The sequence below is a fragment of the Synechococcus sp. MIT S9503 genome (genome assembly GCF_047304175.1).
GTDB lineage: Bacteria > Cyanobacteriota > Cyanobacteriia > PCC-6307 > Cyanobiaceae > Synechococcus_C.
Genome location: NZ_CP138955.1, coordinates 107,620 through 125,844, shown reverse-complemented (window position 1 = coordinate 125,844; position 18,225 = coordinate 107,620). Strand labels below are relative to the sequence as shown.

The following is an 18,225-nucleotide window of genomic DNA, read 5'->3' as shown; positions in this document are numbered from 1 at the left end:
AGCGGTTGCGCGCCTCAGACCTGATCCGGTTCAAACAGACCGGCCAAACCATCACCATGCTCACCGCCTGGGATGCCATGAGCGCTTCGCTAGTGGAGGACGCCGGCGCCGATGTGGTGCTGGTGGGCGATTCACTCGCCATGGTCAGCCTTGGCCACAGCACAACCCTGCCGGTCACCCTGGAGCAGATGCTGATGCACACCCAGGCGGTCTGCAGAGGCTTGAGCCAACCGCTGAGCGAACAACCCCTTGTGATCACTGATCTTCCCTTCCTCAGCTACCAGTGCGGGTTGGATCGAGCGGTGGCTGCAGCAGGAACCCTGATCAAGCAATCCGGCGCTGCCGGCGTGAAGCTGGAGGGTGCCGAACCGGAGGTGCTGGCAGTGATTGAACGGCTGGTTCGCACCGGCATCCCCGTGATGGGGCATCTGGGTCTGCTGCCACAGGCCGTGCACAGCCTTGGTTATCGCCGTCAGGCCAAAGATCCACGCAGCCAGGAGAGGCTGATGCAACAGGCCTCGGAGCTGCAGTCCGCAGGGTGCTTCGCCATGGTGCTCGAGCATGTGCCCTCCGAGCTCGCAGGCAGGGTGAGGCGGCATCTGGCCATCCCGGTGATCGGCATCGGGGCGGGTCCCGATTGTGATGGACAGGTAAGCGTGACCGCCGACCTGCTTGGACTCACGCCGTCACAACCACCCTTCAGCCCGGCACGGATGGACGGCCGGGGACTCGGAGTCAAGGCCTTGCGCAGCTGGCTGGATGATCAGCATCAGCTGACACCTCTTCCCACCACTCCACAAGCTCCACCAGAACCACATTGCTGACGGCCATGCCAAGGGGATCCGTGAGCCGCCATCGGCGACCACGCCGTCGCATCAGGCCCGTGGCCAGAAAACCCTCCCAGCGGTTCTCCAGCTGAGGCAGCCAGCGGCTGCAAGCCTGGGCTGACCAGCCACAGCCATGGGCCTGCTCCAGCAGGTCAACCCCTTCACGGCACCTGAGCCCCACAAGCAGGCGATCCTCCAGAGGCATCGGCAAAGCCTGCTTCTGGAGGAAGGAGGAATGCGGTCCATCCCTTTGCTGCTGATCCAGCCATTCGACATAGGCCTCACGCGTGCGCGGCCTGGCGAAGCGCTCACCCCAGGGAGCGCTGGTGGCGCCGAGCCCGAATGCCCACCAACCGGCTCCGCTCCAATAAACGCGGTTGTGGCGGGACGCATGTCCCGGCCTGGAAAAATTGGAGATTTCGTAGCGGCAATAGCCAGCCCTGGCGAGGCGCTCACTGGTGGCCGCGATCCGATCGGCAGCCCCATCCTCATCAGGAAGTTCCAGCTCACCGCGCTGCTCAAGCTTCGAGAACACCGTGCCCGGTTCCACGCTGAGGTCATAGATGGAGAGATGAGGGGCTGCCATCGCAACGGCACGCTCCAGCTGAACCGCCCAGGCCTCGTCGGTCTGATCAGGCAGGTTGCGAATCAGATCGAGGCTCCAGCTACGCAGAGCACCCTGCTCAACGGCTCCATGAAGCCACTCACAGGCCTGCAGCAGGTCGGAGCGGCGATGACGGCGGCCCAGTGATTCCAGAACCTGATCATCAAAACTCTGGCCGCCCAGGCTGACCCTGTTTACGCCACAGCGAAACAGGGCCTCCAGATCCAGCCGCCCAAAACTGGCGGGATCCATTTCCAGAGTGACTTCAGCGCCGCTCTGAAAACCAAAACGCGTACGCAGGGTGTTCAGCACACGTCCCACCTGCTCAGGGGTCAGAAGTGAGGGGGTGCCGCCACCGATGTACACCGTGGCCAGCGGCGGGCCCACAGGAGACAGCTGAATTTCCTTCAGCAGCTGAGTGAGATAGGTCTCGATCGAACGACTACCCGGCCCACCCTGTGCGTCCGCTTTATCCCCGAGCGGAACCACAGCGAAGTCGCAGTAGAAGCAACGTCGATGGCAGAACGGAATGTGGATGTAGGCGCTGCGCGGCGCGGGTGCGGTCATCTGCCCGAGCCAGGAGAGAGAAGATGGTGCATGCTGCCTGCAACTGGACTGGGCAGTGAGAACCCAACCTCATGGTCGAAGCGCTCATCATCATCCTGTTCCTGATCTCCGGGACGGCCACCGGATGGATGGGCGTGCATCTGCTGCCCCAGGAACTTCTGGATGATGCCAACGCCCAGCAGGTGCGCCTCGGGCTGAGCGCCGGTGGAGCAGTCATCGGCCTTGTGGCTGGTCTGGTGTTCAGGCAGCTGCGACAACGGCTGATGAATCAGGTGCGCACCATGCCCACCGATCTGCTGGTCAGCCGGGCGGTGGGACTGATCCTGGGCCTGCTGGTGGCCAACCTGTTGCTGGCACCGATTCTGCTGTTGCCCCTCGCCGGCGCCAGTTCTCTGGTGAAACCCCTGGCAGCGATCCTCAGCAATGTGTTCTTCGGCGTGCTGGGTTACAACCTGGCCGAAGTGCATGGACGAACACTGCTGCGGCTGTTCAACCCGACCTCCACGGAGGCCCTGCTGGTGGCGGATGGTGTGCTCACACCAGCCACAGCAAAGATCCTCGACACGAGCGTGATCATCGACGGACGCATCCAGGGAATGATCGGCTGCGGCTTGCTGGAGGGAAAGGTGATCGTGGCTCAGACCGTGATCAACGAGATGCAGCAGCTCGCCGATTCCAACAATCTCGAGAAACGCGGCAAAGGGCGCCGCGGCCTGAAGCTGCTCAATGCGCTGCGTGAGACCTACGACAAGCGTCTGGTGATCAACACCACCCGCTACGACGGGGCCGGCACCGATGATCGTCTGCTGCAGCTCACGGAAGACACAGGTGGCACGCTGGTGACAGCCGACTTCAATCTGGCTCAGGTGGCGCGGGTCAAGGAACTCAAGGTGATGAACCTCAGTGAGCTGGTGATCGCCCTGCGTCCCGAAGTGCAGCCAGGCGATGAACTCAACCTCAAGATCGTTCGCGAAGGAAAGGAGGAGCACCAGGGTGTGGCCTATCTGGAGGACGGCACGATGGTGGTGATCGAAAACGCTCGTGCCGCAATCGGCCAACGTCGCGCTGTGGTGATCACAGGTGCCTTGCAGAATCCCAGTGGCCGCATGGTGTTCGGCCGACTCGACAAGGAAGCTGAAACGACCTCTACGGGCAAGACAAGCTCCGGTGCGAAACCCCCGCGCAAGAACCGCCGCAATGAGCGTCCAACATCGGGATCCCGCTAGGCTCCGCCCACCACGGCAGCCCGACGCGGATGACCACATCAGCTCCTTATTACGGCGATTCGTCGGTGATGCGGACACCGCCACCGGATCTGCCGTCACTGCTGCTCAAGGAGCGGATCGTCTATCTGGGTCTGCCACTCTTCTCCGATGACGACACCAAGCGCCAGGTCGGCCTTGATGTCACCGAACTGATCATTGCCCAGCTTCTCTATCTGGAGTTCGACAATCCCGAAAAGCCGATCTACTTCTACATCAACTCCACCGGCACGAGCTGGTACACCGGCGATGCCATCGGCTTCGAAACTGAAGCCTTTGCCATCTGCGACACACTCCGCTACGTGAAGCCTCCTGTGCACACCATCTGCATCGGCCAGGCCATGGGAACGGCAGCGGTGATTCTCTCGGCAGGAACCAAGGGCCAGCGCGCTGCCCTGCCCCATGCCTCGATCGTTCTGCATCAACCACGCAGCGGAGCACAGGGCCAGGCGACGGATATTCAGATCCGTGCCAAGGAAGTGCTGCACAACAAGCGGGCCATGCTCGAAATCCTGTCAACGAACACCGGTCGCAGCGTGGAGGAACTCTCCAGGGATTCCGACAGGATGAGCTACCTCACACCCGACCAGGCCAAAGACTACGGACTGATCGATCGGGTGCTGTCAAGTCGCAAGGAGCTGCCTGCTCCAGTTCCCGCCGGCTGATCGAGCTCCCCCTCTCCAACACTCACATCTCTTCCTCCTCAAACCATTAACACCCATGCCGATCGGTACCCCCTCTGTCCCTTACCGCCTCCCTGGCAGCCAGATGGAGCGTTGGGTGGACATCTATACCCGACTGGGTGTGGAGCGCATCCTGTTTCTGGGGTCCGAGGTGAATGACGCTGTGGCCAACAGCCTGGTGGCCCAGATGTTGTATCTCGACTCCGAGGACAGCAGCAAACCGATCTACCTGTACATCAACTCACCGGGGGGATCGGTCACGGCAGGCCTGGCGATCTTCGACACGATGCAATACGTCAAGAGTGACGTGGTCACCATCTGTGTGGGTCTGGCGGCATCGATGGGCGCCTTCCTGCTGGCAGCCGGCACCAAAGGCAAACGACTGGCTCTGCCCCATAGCCGGATCATGATTCACCAGCCCCTGGGCGGCACCGCACAACGACAGGCCAGCGACATCGAAATCGAAGCGCGGGAGATTCTGCGCATGAAGGAGATGCTCAATCGTTCCATGGCGGACATGAGCGGCCAGAGCTTCGAAAAAATCGAGAAGGACACCGATCGCGACTACTTCCTCAGCAGCGAGGAAGCCAAGGACTACGGACTGATCGACCGCGTGATCGCTCATCCCAACGAAGCCTGATTGATCCGGCGCTTGCGTAAGCTCGGTCGTTACCTAGCTCCACGTTCATCGCCCGGATGGCTCAGCTTTTTTACGACTCCGACGCCGATCTTTCGCTGCTCAGCGGCAAGACAGTGGCCATCATCGGCTATGGCTCCCAGGGCCATGCCCACGCCCTGAACCTCAAGGACAGCGGCGTGAATGTGGTGGTGGGCCTTTACGAAGGAAGCCGATCCGCTGACAAAGCCAAGGCTGACGGCCTCGAGGTGCTGAGCGTCTCAGATGCTGCCGCCAAGGCCGACTGGGTCATGGTTCTGCTGCCCGATGAATTTCAGAAAGAGGTCTACGACAAGGAAATCGCCCAGCATCTCAGCGCCGGCAAGGTGTTGAGCTTCGCCCACGGTTTCAACATCCGCTTCGGACTGATCCAGCCCCCTGATGGCGTGGATGTGGTGATGATCGCTCCCAAGGGCCCTGGCCACACCGTGCGCTGGGAGTACCAGAACGGCCAGGGTGTACCGGCTCTGTTCGCAATCGAAAAAGATGCCTCCGGCAATGCCCGCGGTCTGGCGATGGCCTACGCCAAGGGAATCGGTGGCACGCGCGCCGGCATCCTGGAGACCAACTTCAAGGAGGAGACCGAAACCGATCTGTTCGGCGAACAGGCTGTGCTTTGCGGCGGCCTCTCCGAACTGGTGAAAGCGGGCTTTGAGACCCTGGTCGAAGCGGGTTACCAGCCAGAGCTGGCTTACTTCGAGTGCCTGCACGAAGTGAAACTGATCGTGGATCTGATGGTGAAAGGTGGTCTGTCCGCCATGCGCGACTCGATCTCCAACACCGCGGAATACGGCGATTACGTCAGTGGTCCCCGCCTGATCACCGACGACACCAAAGCGGAGATGAAGCGGATCCTTGCTGACATCCAGGACGGCACCTTCGCCAAGAACTTCGTGGCTGAGTGCGAAGCCGGCAAGCCGGAGATGAACAAGATCCGCAAACGCGACGGAGAGCACAAGATCGAGGAAGTGGGCAAGGGCCTGCGCTCGATGTTCAGCTGGTTGAAAGCCTCCTGATCAGGGCATCATTCAACCTTTTCTCCTGGTGATCGCCGCAGCCGGTCTCGACCGGCTGATCGGCGATCCTCTCTGGGCACCCCATCCTGTGGAGTGGATGGGCAAGTGCATCAGCACGCTGAGGAGCAGCGTCGAAAATTGGAGCGGCGATCAGCCCCTGCTGTTGCGCATCGGAGGAGTCGCCATCACGCTGTCTCTCACCCTTGGCAGTGGCTGTGCGGGCTGGCTGATCGAACGGTGGGCCCTGCACACGCAAGGCTTGCTTCAGATCATCGCGATTGTTGCCCTGCTTGCAGGCCTTGCCAGTGCACTGGCGGCCAGAAGTCTTGAACACAGTGTGCTGAAAGTGATTTCAGCTCTTCCTTCCAACAAGAACGGGGATCTGTCAGCAGCACGCGAAAAGCTTGGCTGGATCGTCGGCCGCGACACGACCTCACTGGGCAGGAATGAAATCCTGCGCGCCGCAGCTGAAACCGCCAGTGAGAATGCGGTGGATGGGCTGTTTGCACCACTGTTCTGGATGTTGGTTGGCGCCAGCCTGTGGAGCCTGGGATTCAGCGCCTCTCCAGGGCCCCTGGCCCTGGCCTGGGCTTTCAAGGCGGCAAGCACGCTGGATTCCATGCTCGGATATCGCCGAGGGCGCCTGCGCTGGTTGGGGACCGCCGGAGCACGGCTGGACGACCTGCTGACCTGGCTGCCCTGCCGCCTTGTGATGCTCAGCCTGCCGATGGTCAGCAAGCCCATCTGGCAGTGGCCAGCAACGGTGATCAAAGCTGAATCGCAAGGGCGACACGATGCATCACCGAATGCAGGACGCTCGGAAGCGATCTATGCGCACTGCGCAGGCGTGCAACTCGGAGGCAGGAACCGCTACGGCGATCGCTGGGTGGATAAAGATCTGCTAGGGGCTGATCAGCCCATCGCGGATAGAGACGGCGTGATCAGAATCCTTCGGCTCACGCAACGTCTTGAGCTGCTTTGGCTTCTGGCCGTTGCTTTCTGCAGCTGGAGACTGCAGGCAAGCGTTCAGTAGGCTCCGCGATCCATCGGCAGCAGCAAAACGCCGAAGGTTCGCAGAATGATGGCCAGGTCGAGCAGGAACGATCGACCACGGGCATAGGCAAGATCAAGCCTCACTCGCTTGGGATAACTCAGATTGTTTCTGCCGCTCACCTGCCAGAGGCCTGTGAGACCAGGCCTTACAGCGAGAACCTCGTCCATGTAGTCGCCGTAACGAGCGATCTCCTTACTGACAATCGGCCGGGGCCCGACCACACTCATCTCACCACGCAGAACATTGAGGAACTGGGGGAGCTCATCCAGGCTTGAACGACGCAGAAAACGCCCGATCGGTGTGATCCGAGGATCATTACGCAGCTTGAAATCACGCTCAAACTCAGCGCGCATGGCGGGAGAGCGATCGAGAACCTCAGCGAGTACGGCATCAGCATCCGGTCGCATGGTGCGGAATTTGATGCAACCAAAACCCTGATAGCCGCGACCAACCCGTTTCTGTACATAAAAAACAGGTCCGGGCGAGCTCAGTTTCACCAGAACCGCGAGGAGCAGCAACAGTGGTGAGCCCAGCCCAAGCACAGCGGCTGAAAAAACAAAATCGCCAGTGCGCTTCAGCGAGCGACCAAGCCTGCTCTGACGATGCACCAGCGTGAGAGCAGACAGATCTGAAGGCGGCGCTGCCACCAACTCGAGGTGGCGGCGCGATGCGCGGCGGCGGAGCGCGGAAGGCGACGCAGAAATAACTGCACGACGGGGAACAGTGACCATGACTTGTCCCTCGCGTCTCACACCAATCAACCTCAAGGCCATGCGTTCGTCAGCCGCCAAGGGCCAGTAACTGCAAAGGCACAGAGCCTACAGTTCCGGCCTTCCAAGCCATCCAACCGTGTCTCACCACGCGACAGATTGATCAAGAAGTCTCTCAGGCGATTGCCGTCCCTCGCCTCTGTCCCGAAGCTTGTGGCATGGCATCCTCAAGCACTGCTCTCAGCGGCCTCCTCGAAGAGGCTCTCCAGGACGCTTCGATTGGAGAAACCCCTCACTTCCATTGGCATGCCACAGCTGTTGGAATCGCCGCACTTTGGCAAGGAGATGAAGCGCCAAGCACACCGCCTTTTGATCAGGCCGTCACCGAAGGGCTGGAAGTTGGACTTGACCTGAGCAGAGAGGAAAGAGAGTTTCATCAGGTCAGCGATGGCCTTGTGCTCCTGTTTCACTCGTAAAGCCAAGATCAAGCAGCAATCCACTCAAGCCTGCTCATTCAGTGGTGAACCATGCAAAGGTCTGGCGAACAGGAGATCGACGCTCTTGATGTGCCTGGCAAGCCTCCCAGCAGGAATCCCTGAAAAACCTCCAAACAAATCAGATCAACAGCACCAATAACGCAACTTTCGAAGCGAACAGCCTCGAAACAAATCTTCGGTGGCTGCGCGCGAAAATCGAAAATTTCCGGTTGGATTAAAAGCGGAGAGGGTGGGATTCGAACCCACGAGGGTGTTACCCCTACACGATTTCGAGTCGTGCGCATTCAACCGGACTCTGCCACCTCTCCCTGCGCGCAAAGCGCGTCACAACCTTAGTAGGCAGCCTCATCGACACCCAAGTGGTCAGTCTCTATGGGGCTTAGATCTTTGCGGCGCAGGCGTTTGACCCTGGCCCCGAAACGGACATCCAACAGGCGACCCTGGTGATCCACGACGCCGAGACTCAGGCCATCGCTCTGGAGACGCTGACCGGGCGATAGAGAGGATCGTCCACTTTGTTCTGCTTGGAGCGTGTGCGCCAGCGCGGTCCAGCAGGTTTGCTGCTCAATTCCCACCGGATCAAGAACCGCAATCCAATCCAGATGCCGATGGCCCAGCCCCTGACTCAGACGTTTTGCAATACGACAACTGAGGGCATCACCGTGGCTGCTCACCATGGCCGCCCGGCCTCGATGACGCAGCACCAACCACTGGCGTCCCCACTGCTCCACGCGAACCAGGTCATCCCGAAGCTGAAACCCAATCTGCGAGCAGACCACCAACAACAGCAGCAGCATTGAACGGCAACGCAGACGTGTTGAACCGGGCAGGAGCCAAGGCAGCAATCCCAGTGACAACAACATCACAAGCAATGGATGCACCGGCCCGGTCAACAACTGAGCCCACGGCCACTGACTGATCCAATGCACCAAGCTGATCAGCAACCAACTCAGCTTCTGCGCAGGCCAGCTCAACCAGGGCAGAACAGCGGCGCTCAATGGCGCCGGCAGCAGCAGAACAATCACAGCCAGTGCCATGGCGACGAGGGTGAGTGGAGCCAGCAATGGAGCAGCAAGCAGGTTGCTAAGCACCGCGTAAAGCGGGGCTGCACCGAAATGCAGCAGTTGCAGTGGCAGGGTCCAGAACAAAGCGGCAAGAGCAATCGCAAGTGCTGGCGCCAGCCGATCCAACGGCTGAGGCAGGCACTGCACAAGTCGCTGCTCCAGGGGAGCGGCTGAGATCAGCAGGCCAGCCGTTGCCGCTGCACTCAGCTGAAAGCCGATGGAACGTCCCCAGGCCGGGTGAGCCAGAAGCATGACCACCAGAGTGACCAGGAGCACACCCAGCTGCCGACTGCGATGTCCGCTTTCTCCGATCACCAGGGCTGCAGCACCCATCAGCACCGCACGCACCACCGAAGCCTGCGCTCCTGCCAGAGCAAGAAACAGCGCCATTGAGCCACTCCCGGAAGCAATCCTCCAGGGCATAGCGAACGATCTTGTGCAGGCCAGTGCGCTACCCAGCAGCACGGAAAGGTGAAATCCTGAGGCGGCAAGGGCATGGGAGAGACCGGCCACCCGAAATCCATCACGCAGGTTTTGCGGCAGAGCGACCTGACCACCACCAAGAACAAGAGCTGCCAGTAAGCCACCTTCCTGCGGTCCCGCTGTGTTGACGAAACGCTGAGCAATGGTTCGACGTGAATCTGCAAGCGGTGTCCAGTCGCGCCGCAACACGCGGATGGCATCGGTGCGCAGGCAACTCCAGCTGCCGCTACGAGCCAGTCGCTCATCAACGGCAGGCAGCAGTGGATGTGGCGAAGGCTGTGGGCGCCGCAGCTCACCCTCAGCCTCGATCCAGGAACCTGCCAGCAAGGGGGCATTGCAGGGATCGAGGCTCAGCTGCGTGCGTCCCCGTCTGATCCGGCCGTTGAGACGGCTGACCTCCAGCAGGGTTCGGCAGCGACCGTTCCGCACAGCAGCATCTGCATGAACTCGCCCCACCAGATGGACGCCGACAACCCTGTCGTTGCCAGAAAACAGCAGGCTGGGATCATCTCTTTGAGGCTGCAGGATGGCTCCTGTCCCGCAGCGAATGCTGACCAGGCAAAGCATCAGAGCGAAAGCAGCCATGGCCTTTCGCGGCCAGCCCAGCGCTCGCCCCCAGAGAGTGAATCCAGAAACCAGCAGAGTCAGGAGGCTCAGCCATTGCATTGCATTGCGAACGCAGGCTGCGCCGATGCAGGCGAGCAGCAGCAGCAGTCCAGCCGCGAAGACCGGCTTCATTCAGCACAACCGGAGCTGTTACCAGGGTTCCCCCCCTGCTCAGGCCGCTTCCGCGGCGGTTTGCTCAAGCAGCGGGAAACCAAGCGCTTCACGTTCTGCGAGCCAGGCTTCAGCAACCTTTCTGGCCAGGTTGCGAATGCGGCCGATGGTGGCCGTGCGCTCGGTCACCGAGATCACGCCCCGGGCCTCGAGCAGATTGAAAGTGTGGCTGCACTTGAGAACAAAGTCCAACGCCGGTGCAGGCAGGTTGTTGTCGATCAGGTCCGCCGCTTCCGCCTCATAGATCGCGAACAACTGCTTGAGGCGTTCAGGGTTGGAGGCCTCGAAGTTGAAATGGCACTGCCCTTTTTCAAAGGGGAGCCAGATATCGCCATAGCTGCGGTCGTCATTCCAGCTCAGCTCCCAGATGCTCTCCACGTCCTGCAGATACATCGCCAGCCGTTCAAGCCCGTAGGTGATCTCAATCGACACCGGCTTGCAGTCGATCCCCCCGCACTGCTGGAAATAGGTGAACTGAGTCACCTCCATGCCATCCAGCCAGACCTCCCAGCCCACACCCCAGGCACCAAGAGTCGGGGATTCCCAGTTGTCTTCCACAAAGCGGATGTCGTGATCAGCGGCACGGATCCCCATCGCTTCCAGGGAGGCGAGATAGGTCTCCTGGATGCCATCCGGTGATGGCTTGATCAGCACCTGGTACTGGAAATAGTGCTGGGCACGGTTGGGATTGTCGCCGTAGCGACCATCGGTGGGGCGGCGACAGGGTTCGGGATAGGCCACAGCCCAGGGCTCCGGTCCGATCGCTCTCAGCACGGTGTGCGGACTCATGGTTCCAGCACCTTTTTCGGTGTCGTAGGGCTGCAACAGCAGACACCCCTGCTCCGACCAGAAGCGGTTGAGCGTGCTGATGATGTCCTGAAAGTGCATCCGTGCGCTGGAGCCGATGCGCAGCATTCTCTCGTCAGAGCCCTCCCGCTCGGGAACTCAGCTCAGAGACAAGCAGCGATGCAGATGGGCGATCGCATGATGACGATGGGGATGACTGCGCCCCGGACCCATGGTGCCCAGCCAGAAACTGCCATCTCCCTGAAAAACCAGAACAGGCTTGCTGGCCCCTTTGCCATGGGTCTCCAGCAGCGACATGCAGAGCTTTTCGGCCACCTCAGCACCTCTGGGGCGGGAACGCAGGCGACGGAGCACGGGATCAACCTGCGAGAACGAAACGAAGGTGGCCTTCTGGGAGTCGGTGACCAGGATCATCCCGTCCAGCCACTGGACCTCATCCAGCAGATCCTCAATGGAGGGCAGCAGAGACGGCAACGGAAAGGCCATGCGTTACTCCCCTGCTTCTTAATCATTCCTTCATAGTTCATCGATCTCGCCTGTCGCAAGCGAGGCGCGGCAGGGGATTGAAAATTCAACATTGAACCGTGAGCAGGCCCATCAGGCCACCGGCAAGGGGTTGATGACGAGCCTCACGGAAGCCTGCGTCGAGGGCCAGCTGCTGCTGCGCAGGCCCGTCGGGAAAACGCTTGAGGCTCTCTTCGAGATAGGCGTAGTGATCAGCAAGCCCGGCCCGAGCGGCAACAGGAACCACCATCCTGCGCAGATAAGTGAGTTGAAACACAGCTGCAGCACTGCCGGCAGGCAACCGATTGAAATCCAGCAGACCGGCTCGGCCACCATCACGCAACACCCGCCGAAGCTCCCTGAGACCGGCTGCAGGATCAGCAAGATTGCGCAGGCCGTAGGCCATCACGGCCCCATCGGCACAACCATCCGGCATTTGAAGATTCAGAGCATCGCCTTGTCGCCACTGCACCGGCAACCACGGCCGTTTGGATGAGCGCCTGGCAGCAATGGCCAGAGGCGCAGCGGCTGCATCAACACCAATCACGTTTCCGCCTGGACGCAAATGGCGAGCCAGGACCAAGGCAAGGTCACCCGTTCCGCAACAGAGATCCAGCCATTGCTCACCGGACTGAGGCGAAAGCGTCAACACCAGCTGACGTTTCCACTGACGATGAAGGCCGAAGCTGAGCCAGTCATTCAGCCTGTCGTAACTGGGTGCAGCGTCGTTGAACAGCTGTTCGACAGCGTCTGCATCACCGGGCTTCAAAGCGGCAGATCACCGAGCGTCATCACCATGACCGTGGCGATGCCAACTGCGGCCGAACACACCATGCAGCCAGCCAGCATCAACGAAAATTCTCCCTGGTCCATGGCGGACTGCATCAGCTGCAAAGCCCAAGCCACAAGGGCGATCACCACAAACACCAGTGCGATTCCCAGTGGAAGCACCCAGTTCGATGGAATCAACGGCTGAACGGAAGACAGCGTTAATGCCTGAGTCGTGGACAACTGGAGGTGCACTGAAGAACTGCGAGCCTGCGGAACAGTTCTTCACACAATAATGAAAAGTCAAGCCTCCAGAGGTCGAATCATCAGGCCACGGCTGAGCAGATCGGCCTTGATGGCCTCCACAGTGAGAACCCCGTCATGCAGCAGAGAGGCCAACAACGCGGCCGAGGCCTGTCCTCCCTCGGGACCGTGGTCGAGAGCCTCAGCGATGTGATCCAGACAACCGGCGCCGCCTGAGGCGATCACGGGTACGGGCACGGCCTGAGCTACAGCACGAGTGAGCTGGAGGTCATAGCCCGCCTGAGTGCCATCGCCATCCATGGACGTGAGCAGGATTTCGCCGGCTCCCAGCTCAGCCACACGTCGGGCCCAGGAGATCACATCAAGGCCGGTGTTCTCACGTCCGCCCTTCACATAAACATCCCAGCCCCCGGACTCCCGGCGGCGCGCATCAATCGCCACCACGATGCACTGACAGCCAAAGCGTTCCGCACCCTCGCTCACCAGTTCCGGCCTCCTCACCGCCGAGGAGTTGAGGCTGACCTTGTCAGCTCCCGCCCGCAACAGCTCAGTGATGCCCTCCAAGGAGGCGATACCACCCCCAACGGTGAACGGAATGGTGACCTGGTCCGATGTTCTGCGCACCATGTCAACCAGGGTGGCCCTGCCCTCATGGCTGGCAGCGATATCGAGAAACACAAGCTCATCAGCGCCAGCCTGGCTGTAACGGCAGGCTAGTTCGACAGGATCTCCCGCATCGCGAAGTCCCACGAAATTCACACCCTTCACAACGCGCCCCTTGGCGACATCAAGGCAGGGGATCAGACGCAGGGCGACCATGGCATTCGATACATGGCTGTTAGGGTGCAATCTCTTTCCAAGCCTCGCAGGTCATGCTGGGAAATGTTCTCAATCTGATCAAACGATTAACCGGCTCGGAACCACTTCCAACACCGAAACTCGAGTCGATTGAGGTAGGAAGCAAAGTTCGGGTGACCCGGGTTCGTGATCGCATTCCTCAGGACATGGTTGACCTGCTGAAAAGCGATGCATCCGGCACAGTGACCGAATTCCGCACCGTCGACGGCAAAGGAATTGGAGTTGTTGTGGAGCTGAGTGACGGTTCCAGCTCCTGGTTCTTCGAAGATGAAATCGTTGCAGCCTGAGGCCTGATTCCGTGAGTGACGCCCGTCAGCTGCTCGGCATGAAGGGTGCCAGTGGCACCACAAACATCTGGAAGCTGCGGCTGCAGCTGATGAAGCCGGTCACCTGGATTCCCCTGATCTGGGGAGTGATCTGTGGCGCCGCGGCCAGTGGTCAATACGAGTGGCGGCTTGATCACGTGCTCGCCGCCATCGCCTGCATGGTGTTGAGCGGTCCTCTGCTTGCGGGTTACACCCAGACCATCAACGACTATTACGACCGCGAGATCGACGCGATCAACGAGCCCTACCGGCCGATCCCCTCAGGTGCCATCACACTCGGGCAGGTCAGGCTGCAGATCTGGTTGCTGCTGCTCAGCGGGCTGGCGGTGGCATGGGCGCTGGACCAGTGGGCCCAGCACGACACGCCCGTGGTTTTCCTGATCGCCGCAGGCGGATCCTTCGTCAGTTACATCTACTCGGCTCCTCCGCTCAAGCTCAAACAGAACGGCTGGCTGGGCAACTACGCACTCGGCGCCAGTTACATCGCCCTTCCCTGGTGGGCGGGCCAGGCACTCTTCGGCGAGCTCACCTGGGCAACGGCTCTGCTCACCCTGGCCTACAGCCTGGCGGGTCTGGGGATCGCTGTGGTCAATGATTTCAAAAGCGTTGAAGGTGATCGTGCCCTGGGGCTTCAGTCACTTCCGGTCGCATTCGGAATCGGCCCCGCAAGCTGGATCAGCGCTGGAATGATCGACCTGTTTCAGCTTCTGATGGTTGCGGTGCTAATTGCGATCGGGCAACATTTCGCAGCTGTTCTTCTCGTGTTGCTGATCGTGCCCCAGGTCACCTTCCAGGACATCTGGCTGCTGCGCGACCCTGTGGCCTATGACGTGAAGTATCAAGCGAGCGCGCAGCCGTTTCTGGTGCTCGGCATGCTCGTCACCGCACTGGCGATTGGCCACAGCCCTCTGACCCAAGGCATGTGATCCGCACCCGTCGTCACTGGATCCTGATCGGTGGTTCCGCCGTCGTGATCGGCAGTGGTGTGGCTCTTGCCCAGTCCGCAATTGTGCGGGCATTTGATGCAACGTTGCCCGATGCACGGGGCATCAGCCGTTTCAACAGGCCTGGCACGATCACACTGCTGGCCAGCGATGGGGCCGTGATCCAGAAACTTGGACCGGCAACCCGCGAAAAGATCGAGCCAGGCGAAATGCCCCTGCTGGTGAAGCAGGCCTTCATTGCGGCGGAAGACCGACGCTTTTACAACCACAACGGTGTTGATCTCTGGGGCATCGGCCGTGCACTGGTGCGCAATGTACGTCAGGGAGCTGTGAAGGAAGGCGCCAGCACGATCACCCAGCAGCTGGCACGCACGGTGTTTCTCAGCCAGGACCGCACGATCACGCGCAAGCTCAGAGAAGCCGCACTGGCTTACAAGCTCGAGCGCCAGCTCAGCAAGGAGCAGATCCTCGAGCAATATCTGAATTACGTGTATCTCGGCTCGAGCGCCTACGGGCTGGCCGATGCCGCCTGGGTGTATTTCTCCAAGACACCGGATCAACTCAATCTGGAGGAAGCAGCCCTGCTCGCCGGCCTGCCGCCAGCACCGTCTGTGTATTCACCACTGGTGAATCCCGAACTGGCCCTGAACAGACGAGGCATCGTTCTCAATCGCATGCAACAGGCGGGCTTCATCACCGCCAGCGAGGCCGAACAGGCGCGCAACAGTCCCCTGAAGCTGAAACCGGCAATTCCCAAATACTTCAACAGCGCAGCTCCCTTCTTCACAAGCTGGGTGGCCCAGCAGCTTCCGCAGTTGCTCACACCGGAACAACTTGAGGTAGGGGGGCTGAAAATCCGCACCAGTCTCAACCTCGACTGGCAGAAACAGGCGCAGCAGGTGGTGCGCAAGTTTGCTCCTTACAACACCGAAGGCGCCATCGTCTCGATGGAGCCTGGCACCGGCCTGGTGAGGGTGATGGTTGGCGGCAAAAGCTTCAGCAGCAGCCAGTTCAACCGTGCAACACAGGCACTGCGCTCGCCTGGATCCACCTTCAAACTCTTCCCCTACGCCGCTGCCATCAACTCCGGCGTCAAACCGGAAGACGTGTTTGTGGATGCTCCACGCTGCTGGTCAGGCTATTGCCCGAAGAACTTCGGCAACAAATATTTCGGGCCGATCTCCCTTGCCGAAGCCCTCAAGAACTCGCTGAACACGGTGGCTGTTCAGCTGCAGGACAAAATCGGTTTCGACGCCATCATCACCACGGCCAATCAGCTGGGGATCGGCAACCAACGACCACTCGGCAAGTACTACCCGATGGCGATTGGGGCCTACGAGCAGACCGTGCTCGACATGACCGCGGCCTATGCCGCAGTCGCCAATCGCGGCGTCTACGTGAAACCAATGGCCTTTGAGGAGATCCGCGGCCCGGAAGACACCATTCTCTGGAGCAGGCGCGTCGACGGTGACAAAGGGCGCCGGGCTCTCGACAGCGAGGTGGCTGATGCCATGAACTGGATGCTGCAGCGGGTGGTGACCGGAGGAACGGGCGCTGCTGCCAGACTTGATGATCGACCGGTGGCGGGGAAAACAGGCACGTCCGAAGGAGCCAGGGACCTCTGGTTCATCGGATCCATTCCACAGCTCACAACGGCGGTGTGGTTCGGCTACGACAACAACGCTGAAACCAACAGCAGCAGCAGCGAAGCTGCCTGGGCCTGGAGCCGCTTCATGCAGAAGGTCAAAGACACCTACAACGTTGAGAACTTCCCGCCGAAACCGGTCCTCAACCGTCCGTTCAAAGGCCCCGGAAACAAACGCCGCTCATCTGCTGGCAACGTCCCATTCACTGGCGATGCAGGGCAACCTACAGAAGAACCCTTCATCAGCGGAGAGGAACCGACTGATCTAACACCAGCCACCCCGCCAAGGCGCTACATCGCACCGGATGATGGCCCACCGGTTGATGAGAACTTCAGACCGCTTCCGGTGCAGTGATCACTGCGGCGTAGAACCCGTCTCCGCCGGTGGGATCAGGCCAACGCTGCTGTTCTGAATGGAGCTTGAGCTCAGGGTGGGACTGCAGCCAACCCTGAATCTGTTTCGTGTTCTCAGAAGGGTGAATCGTGCACGTTGCATACACCAGGCATCCACCTGGAGCGAGCAGCGATCGCAGCCCTTCCAGCAGACCGATCTGCAGCTTCAGCAATTCAGCCACCTTCTGTTGCGTGACTCGCCAACGGGCATCGGGATGGCGCGCCAGCGTTCCCAGGCCCGAGCAGGGCGCATCAATCAGGATCCGGTCAAAGCGGCCGTTCCACTCAGGTCGCTCCTGGCCAAGCAGCGAGGCATCAGCAGCCAGAGCCTGGATGCTGCCGCAACCAAGCCGCGCTGCATTGGCAGCCACACGCTGCAGTCGACCGGGTGAGCGGTCCACTGCCCAGACCTCTCCCACATCACCCATCAGTTCAGCCAGATGGGTGGCTTTGCCACCTGGGGCAGCGCAGGCATCCAACACCCTCTGGCCAGGACGTGGATCCAGCAGCGGCGCAACCCACTGAGCCGCACGATCCTGGACGCACCAATACCCTTCGTTGAAACCGGGCCACTGCCGCAGATCACCTGCCGGCTCAAGCACCTGAAGCCCCTCCGGACAGCCTGAGATCGGTGTCGTGGCGATACCGTGATCAGCAAGCAGTGCTGCCACCAGATCCGAAGACGAGCGCAGGCGATTGACGCGCAGGTCAAGGGGCGGCACCTGATTGAAGGCTCTGGCAACACTCTCAGCCTTGTCCTGACCACACCAGCCAAGCAACTCGCGACTGAGCCACAGGGGCAGCGAATGCTGCTGAGCCAGTGCAGCAGCAGGCTCCTTGGGCAGCGTCAACTGCTCACCCGCCTCATGGGCTCGCAGGGCTGAGCGCAACAGGCCATTCACCACCGGCGCCAGGCGCGCCAGCTTCCCCTGCTTAGCCAGCTCAACAGTGGTGTTCACTGCAGCTGAAGCGGGAACGCGCTGCATCTGCAGCAGCTGATAAAGACCGATATGCAGAAGCCAGCGCAAACGCGGCGGTTGCTTTCGGGCTGGAACCTTGCCGAGGCGATCCAGCCAGCCATCAAGCCACTGACGCCAGCGGATGGCCCCATAGGAGAGCTCCGTGACAAAGCCGCGATCAATCGCTGCCAGAGACCGGCGGCGCAGAGCCCGATCCAGAGCCACATCCGCGTAAGCCCCAGCGGCGACTGCCTCAAGCACGTCCCAGGCGACGCGACGGGAGAGCAGACCATCCCGGGACGAGGGCGCAGCAGGTTCAGCCATACACGGGGAACGCTGAATTCAATCATCGGCCAGCGCTGCTCCGAAGGTGGCTGAGACGAAGCGAAGGCCAAGCGTCAAAGAGAGCCAATCAGGACAACCGACCCGCCAATGATTCGCAAAAATTAAGACACAGAATTTAATCTAATTTGTATACAAATTTCAAGCAATATAGAGATTATTTGCGAACATTAAAGATCTAATTATTTCCATCTT

At 60.5% G+C, this 18,225-nt stretch carries 19 protein-coding genes and 1 tRNA gene; 10 read left to right on the top strand and 10 right to left on the bottom strand.

Annotated features, from left to right (window positions below; genetic code table 11):
- Positions 1-5 precede the first annotated feature (5 nt).
- Positions 6-824, top strand: coding sequence for a 3-methyl-2-oxobutanoate hydroxymethyltransferase (gene panB / locus SIB56_RS00645; RefSeq protein ID WP_413324641.1), 819 nt, complete (start codon positions 6-8; stop codon positions 822-824).
- Here the strand turns inward: panB and hemW are convergent.
- Complete coding sequence (gene hemW, locus SIB56_RS00640) at positions 736-1,998, bottom strand: radical SAM family heme chaperone HemW (RefSeq protein ID WP_413324640.1); 1,263 nt, start codon at positions 1,996-1,998, stop codon at positions 736-738. The genes panB and hemW overlap by 89 nt on opposite strands.
- Positions 1,999-2,069: 71 nt before the next feature.
- Here hemW and SIB56_RS00635 point away from each other — a divergent pair, with 71 nt between their 5' ends.
- From SIB56_RS00635 to cbiB, 5 genes are read left to right on the top strand one after another with little or no spacing between them, the layout of a single operon-like run.
- Positions 2,070-3,224 carry a PIN/TRAM domain-containing protein gene (locus tag SIB56_RS00635; protein ID WP_413324639.1) on the top strand — a complete coding sequence of 385 codons (1,155 nt, stop codon included), beginning with the start codon at positions 2,070-2,072 and terminating at the stop codon, positions 3,222-3,224.
- 29 nt (positions 3,225-3,253) lie between these two features.
- On the top strand, positions 3,254-3,925 hold the full coding sequence (locus SIB56_RS00630) for an ATP-dependent Clp protease proteolytic subunit (RefSeq protein ID WP_413324638.1): 672 nt from the start codon (positions 3,254-3,256) through the stop codon (positions 3,923-3,925).
- A 55-nt stretch (positions 3,926-3,980) separates the two neighbouring features.
- Positions 3,981-4,583: an ATP-dependent Clp protease proteolytic subunit gene (locus SIB56_RS00625; protein WP_413324637.1), complete on the top strand. Its 603-nt coding sequence runs from the start codon at positions 3,981-3,983 to the stop codon at positions 4,581-4,583.
- A 56-nt stretch (positions 4,584-4,639) separates the two neighbouring features.
- Positions 4,640-5,635 carry a ketol-acid reductoisomerase gene (gene ilvC / locus SIB56_RS00620; protein ID WP_413324636.1) on the top strand — a complete coding sequence of 332 codons (996 nt, stop codon included), beginning with the start codon at positions 4,640-4,642 and terminating at the stop codon, positions 5,633-5,635.
- Between the two features lie 28 nt (positions 5,636-5,663).
- The gene (gene cbiB / locus SIB56_RS00615; RefSeq protein ID WP_413324635.1) at positions 5,664-6,668 is read left to right on the top strand and encodes an adenosylcobinamide-phosphate synthase CbiB; all 1,005 of its coding nucleotides are present in this window, start codon (positions 5,664-5,666) and stop codon (positions 6,666-6,668) included.
- Here the strand turns inward: cbiB and SIB56_RS00610 are convergent.
- Complete coding sequence (locus tag SIB56_RS00610; RefSeq protein WP_413324634.1) at positions 6,662-7,420, bottom strand: sugar transferase; 759 nt, start codon at positions 7,418-7,420, stop codon at positions 6,662-6,664. The two genes, cbiB and SIB56_RS00610, sit on opposite strands and share 7 nt — an antisense overlap.
- 197 nt (positions 7,421-7,617) lie before the next feature.
- On the opposite strand from SIB56_RS00610, the gene SIB56_RS00605 reads away from it, so the two are divergent.
- The gene (locus tag SIB56_RS00605; RefSeq protein WP_413324632.1) at positions 7,618-7,875 is read left to right on the top strand and encodes a hypothetical protein; all 258 of its coding nucleotides are present in this window, start codon (positions 7,618-7,620) and stop codon (positions 7,873-7,875) included.
- A gap of 242 nt (positions 7,876-8,117) precedes the next feature.
- Here the strand turns inward: SIB56_RS00605 and SIB56_RS00600 are convergent.
- The 7 genes from SIB56_RS00600 to hisF all read right to left on the bottom strand — a co-directional run bounded on the left by SIB56_RS00600 (position 8,118) and on the right by hisF (position 13,382).
- Positions 8,118-8,204: transfer RNA gene (locus SIB56_RS00600), tRNA-Ser, on the bottom strand.
- Between the two features lie 24 nt (positions 8,205-8,228).
- Positions 8,229-10,181 (bottom strand): ComEC/Rec2 family competence protein, encoded by a 1,953-nt coding sequence (locus SIB56_RS00595; RefSeq protein ID WP_413324630.1) that lies wholly within the window; start codon positions 10,179-10,181, stop codon positions 8,229-8,231.
- Between the two features lie 39 nt (positions 10,182-10,220).
- On the bottom strand, positions 10,221-11,108 hold the full coding sequence (gene glyQ, locus SIB56_RS00590; RefSeq protein WP_413326998.1) for a glycine--tRNA ligase subunit alpha: 888 nt from the start codon (positions 11,106-11,108) through the stop codon (positions 10,221-10,223).
- Between the two features lie 57 nt (positions 11,109-11,165).
- Positions 11,166-11,513 carry a hypothetical protein gene (locus SIB56_RS00585; RefSeq protein WP_413324629.1) on the bottom strand — a complete coding sequence of 116 codons (348 nt, stop codon included), beginning with the start codon at positions 11,511-11,513 and terminating at the stop codon, positions 11,166-11,168.
- Positions 11,514-11,598: 85 nt separating this feature from the next.
- Positions 11,599-12,300 carry a bifunctional demethylmenaquinone methyltransferase/2-methoxy-6-polyprenyl-1,4-benzoquinol methylase UbiE gene (gene ubiE / locus SIB56_RS00580; RefSeq protein WP_413324627.1) on the bottom strand — a complete coding sequence of 234 codons (702 nt, stop codon included), beginning with the start codon at positions 12,298-12,300 and terminating at the stop codon, positions 11,599-11,601.
- Positions 12,297-12,542 carry a hypothetical protein gene (locus tag SIB56_RS00575; RefSeq protein WP_413324625.1) on the bottom strand — a complete coding sequence of 82 codons (246 nt, stop codon included), beginning with the start codon at positions 12,540-12,542 and terminating at the stop codon, positions 12,297-12,299. The genes ubiE and SIB56_RS00575 overlap by 4 nt, the downstream gene beginning before the upstream one ends.
- Before the next feature lie 60 nt (positions 12,543-12,602).
- The gene (hisF, locus tag SIB56_RS00570; RefSeq protein WP_413324623.1) at positions 12,603-13,382 is read right to left on the bottom strand and encodes an imidazole glycerol phosphate synthase subunit HisF; all 780 of its coding nucleotides are present in this window, start codon (positions 13,380-13,382) and stop codon (positions 12,603-12,605) included.
- Between the two features lie 77 nt (positions 13,383-13,459).
- Here hisF and SIB56_RS00565 point away from each other — a divergent pair, with 77 nt between their 5' ends.
- From SIB56_RS00565 to SIB56_RS00555, 3 genes are read left to right on the top strand one after another with little or no spacing between them, the layout of a single operon-like run.
- Positions 13,460-13,708 carry a DUF2862 domain-containing protein gene (locus SIB56_RS00565; protein ID WP_413326997.1) on the top strand — a complete coding sequence of 83 codons (249 nt, stop codon included), beginning with the start codon at positions 13,460-13,462 and terminating at the stop codon, positions 13,706-13,708.
- A gap of 11 nt (positions 13,709-13,719) precedes the next feature.
- Positions 13,720-14,673, top strand: coding sequence for a chlorophyll synthase ChlG (chlG, locus tag SIB56_RS00560; protein WP_413324622.1), 954 nt, complete (start codon positions 13,720-13,722; stop codon positions 14,671-14,673).
- Complete coding sequence (locus SIB56_RS00555) at positions 14,670-16,691, top strand: transglycosylase domain-containing protein (protein WP_413324621.1); 2,022 nt, start codon at positions 14,670-14,672, stop codon at positions 16,689-16,691. The genes chlG and SIB56_RS00555 overlap by 4 nt, the downstream gene beginning before the upstream one ends.
- On the opposite strand, the gene SIB56_RS00550 is transcribed toward SIB56_RS00555, so the two are convergent.
- Positions 16,669-18,012 (bottom strand): 16S rRNA (cytosine(967)-C(5))-methyltransferase, encoded by a 1,344-nt coding sequence (locus SIB56_RS00550; protein ID WP_413324620.1) that lies wholly within the window; start codon positions 18,010-18,012, stop codon positions 16,669-16,671. The two genes, SIB56_RS00555 and SIB56_RS00550, sit on opposite strands and share 23 nt — an antisense overlap.
- Positions 18,013-18,225: the final 213 nt, after the last annotated feature.

What these genes read in the sequence shown, in the direction of transcription:
- SIB56_RS00625 (WP_413324637.1), top strand. Translation starts at nt 3,981, where the DNA reads ATGCCGATCGGTACCCCCTCTGTCCCTTACCGCCTCCCTGGCAGCCAG.
- SIB56_RS00585 (WP_413324629.1), bottom strand. Translation starts at nt 11,513, where the DNA reads ATGGCCTTTCCGTTGCCGTCTCTGCTGCCCTCCATTGAGGATCTGCTG.
- SIB56_RS00610 (WP_413324634.1), bottom strand. Translation starts at nt 7,420, where the DNA reads ATGGTCACTGTTCCCCGTCGTGCAGTTATTTCTGCGTCGCCTTCCGCG.
- hisF (WP_413324623.1), bottom strand. Translation starts at nt 13,382, where the DNA reads ATGGTCGCCCTGCGTCTGATCCCCTGCCTTGATGTCGCCAAGGGGCGC.
- SIB56_RS00630 (WP_413324638.1), top strand. Translation starts at nt 3,254, where the DNA reads ATGACCACATCAGCTCCTTATTACGGCGATTCGTCGGTGATGCGGACA.
- ilvC (WP_413324636.1), top strand. Translation starts at nt 4,640, where the DNA reads ATGGCTCAGCTTTTTTACGACTCCGACGCCGATCTTTCGCTGCTCAGC.
- SIB56_RS00605 (WP_413324632.1), top strand. Translation starts at nt 7,618, where the DNA reads ATGGCATCCTCAAGCACTGCTCTCAGCGGCCTCCTCGAAGAGGCTCTC.
- SIB56_RS00550 (WP_413324620.1), bottom strand. Translation starts at nt 18,012, where the DNA reads ATGGCTGAACCTGCTGCGCCCTCGTCCCGGGATGGTCTGCTCTCCCGT.
- SIB56_RS00635 (WP_413324639.1), top strand. Translation starts at nt 2,070, where the DNA reads ATGGTCGAAGCGCTCATCATCATCCTGTTCCTGATCTCCGGGACGGCC.
- hemW (WP_413324640.1), bottom strand. Translation starts at nt 1,998, where the DNA reads ATGACCGCACCCGCGCCGCGCAGCGCCTACATCCACATTCCGTTCTGC.
- SIB56_RS00595 (WP_413324630.1), bottom strand. Translation starts at nt 10,181, where the DNA reads ATGAAGCCGGTCTTCGCGGCTGGACTGCTGCTGCTGCTCGCCTGCATC.
- glyQ (WP_413326998.1), bottom strand. Translation starts at nt 11,108, where the DNA reads ATGCACTTTCAGGACATCATCAGCACGCTCAACCGCTTCTGGTCGGAG.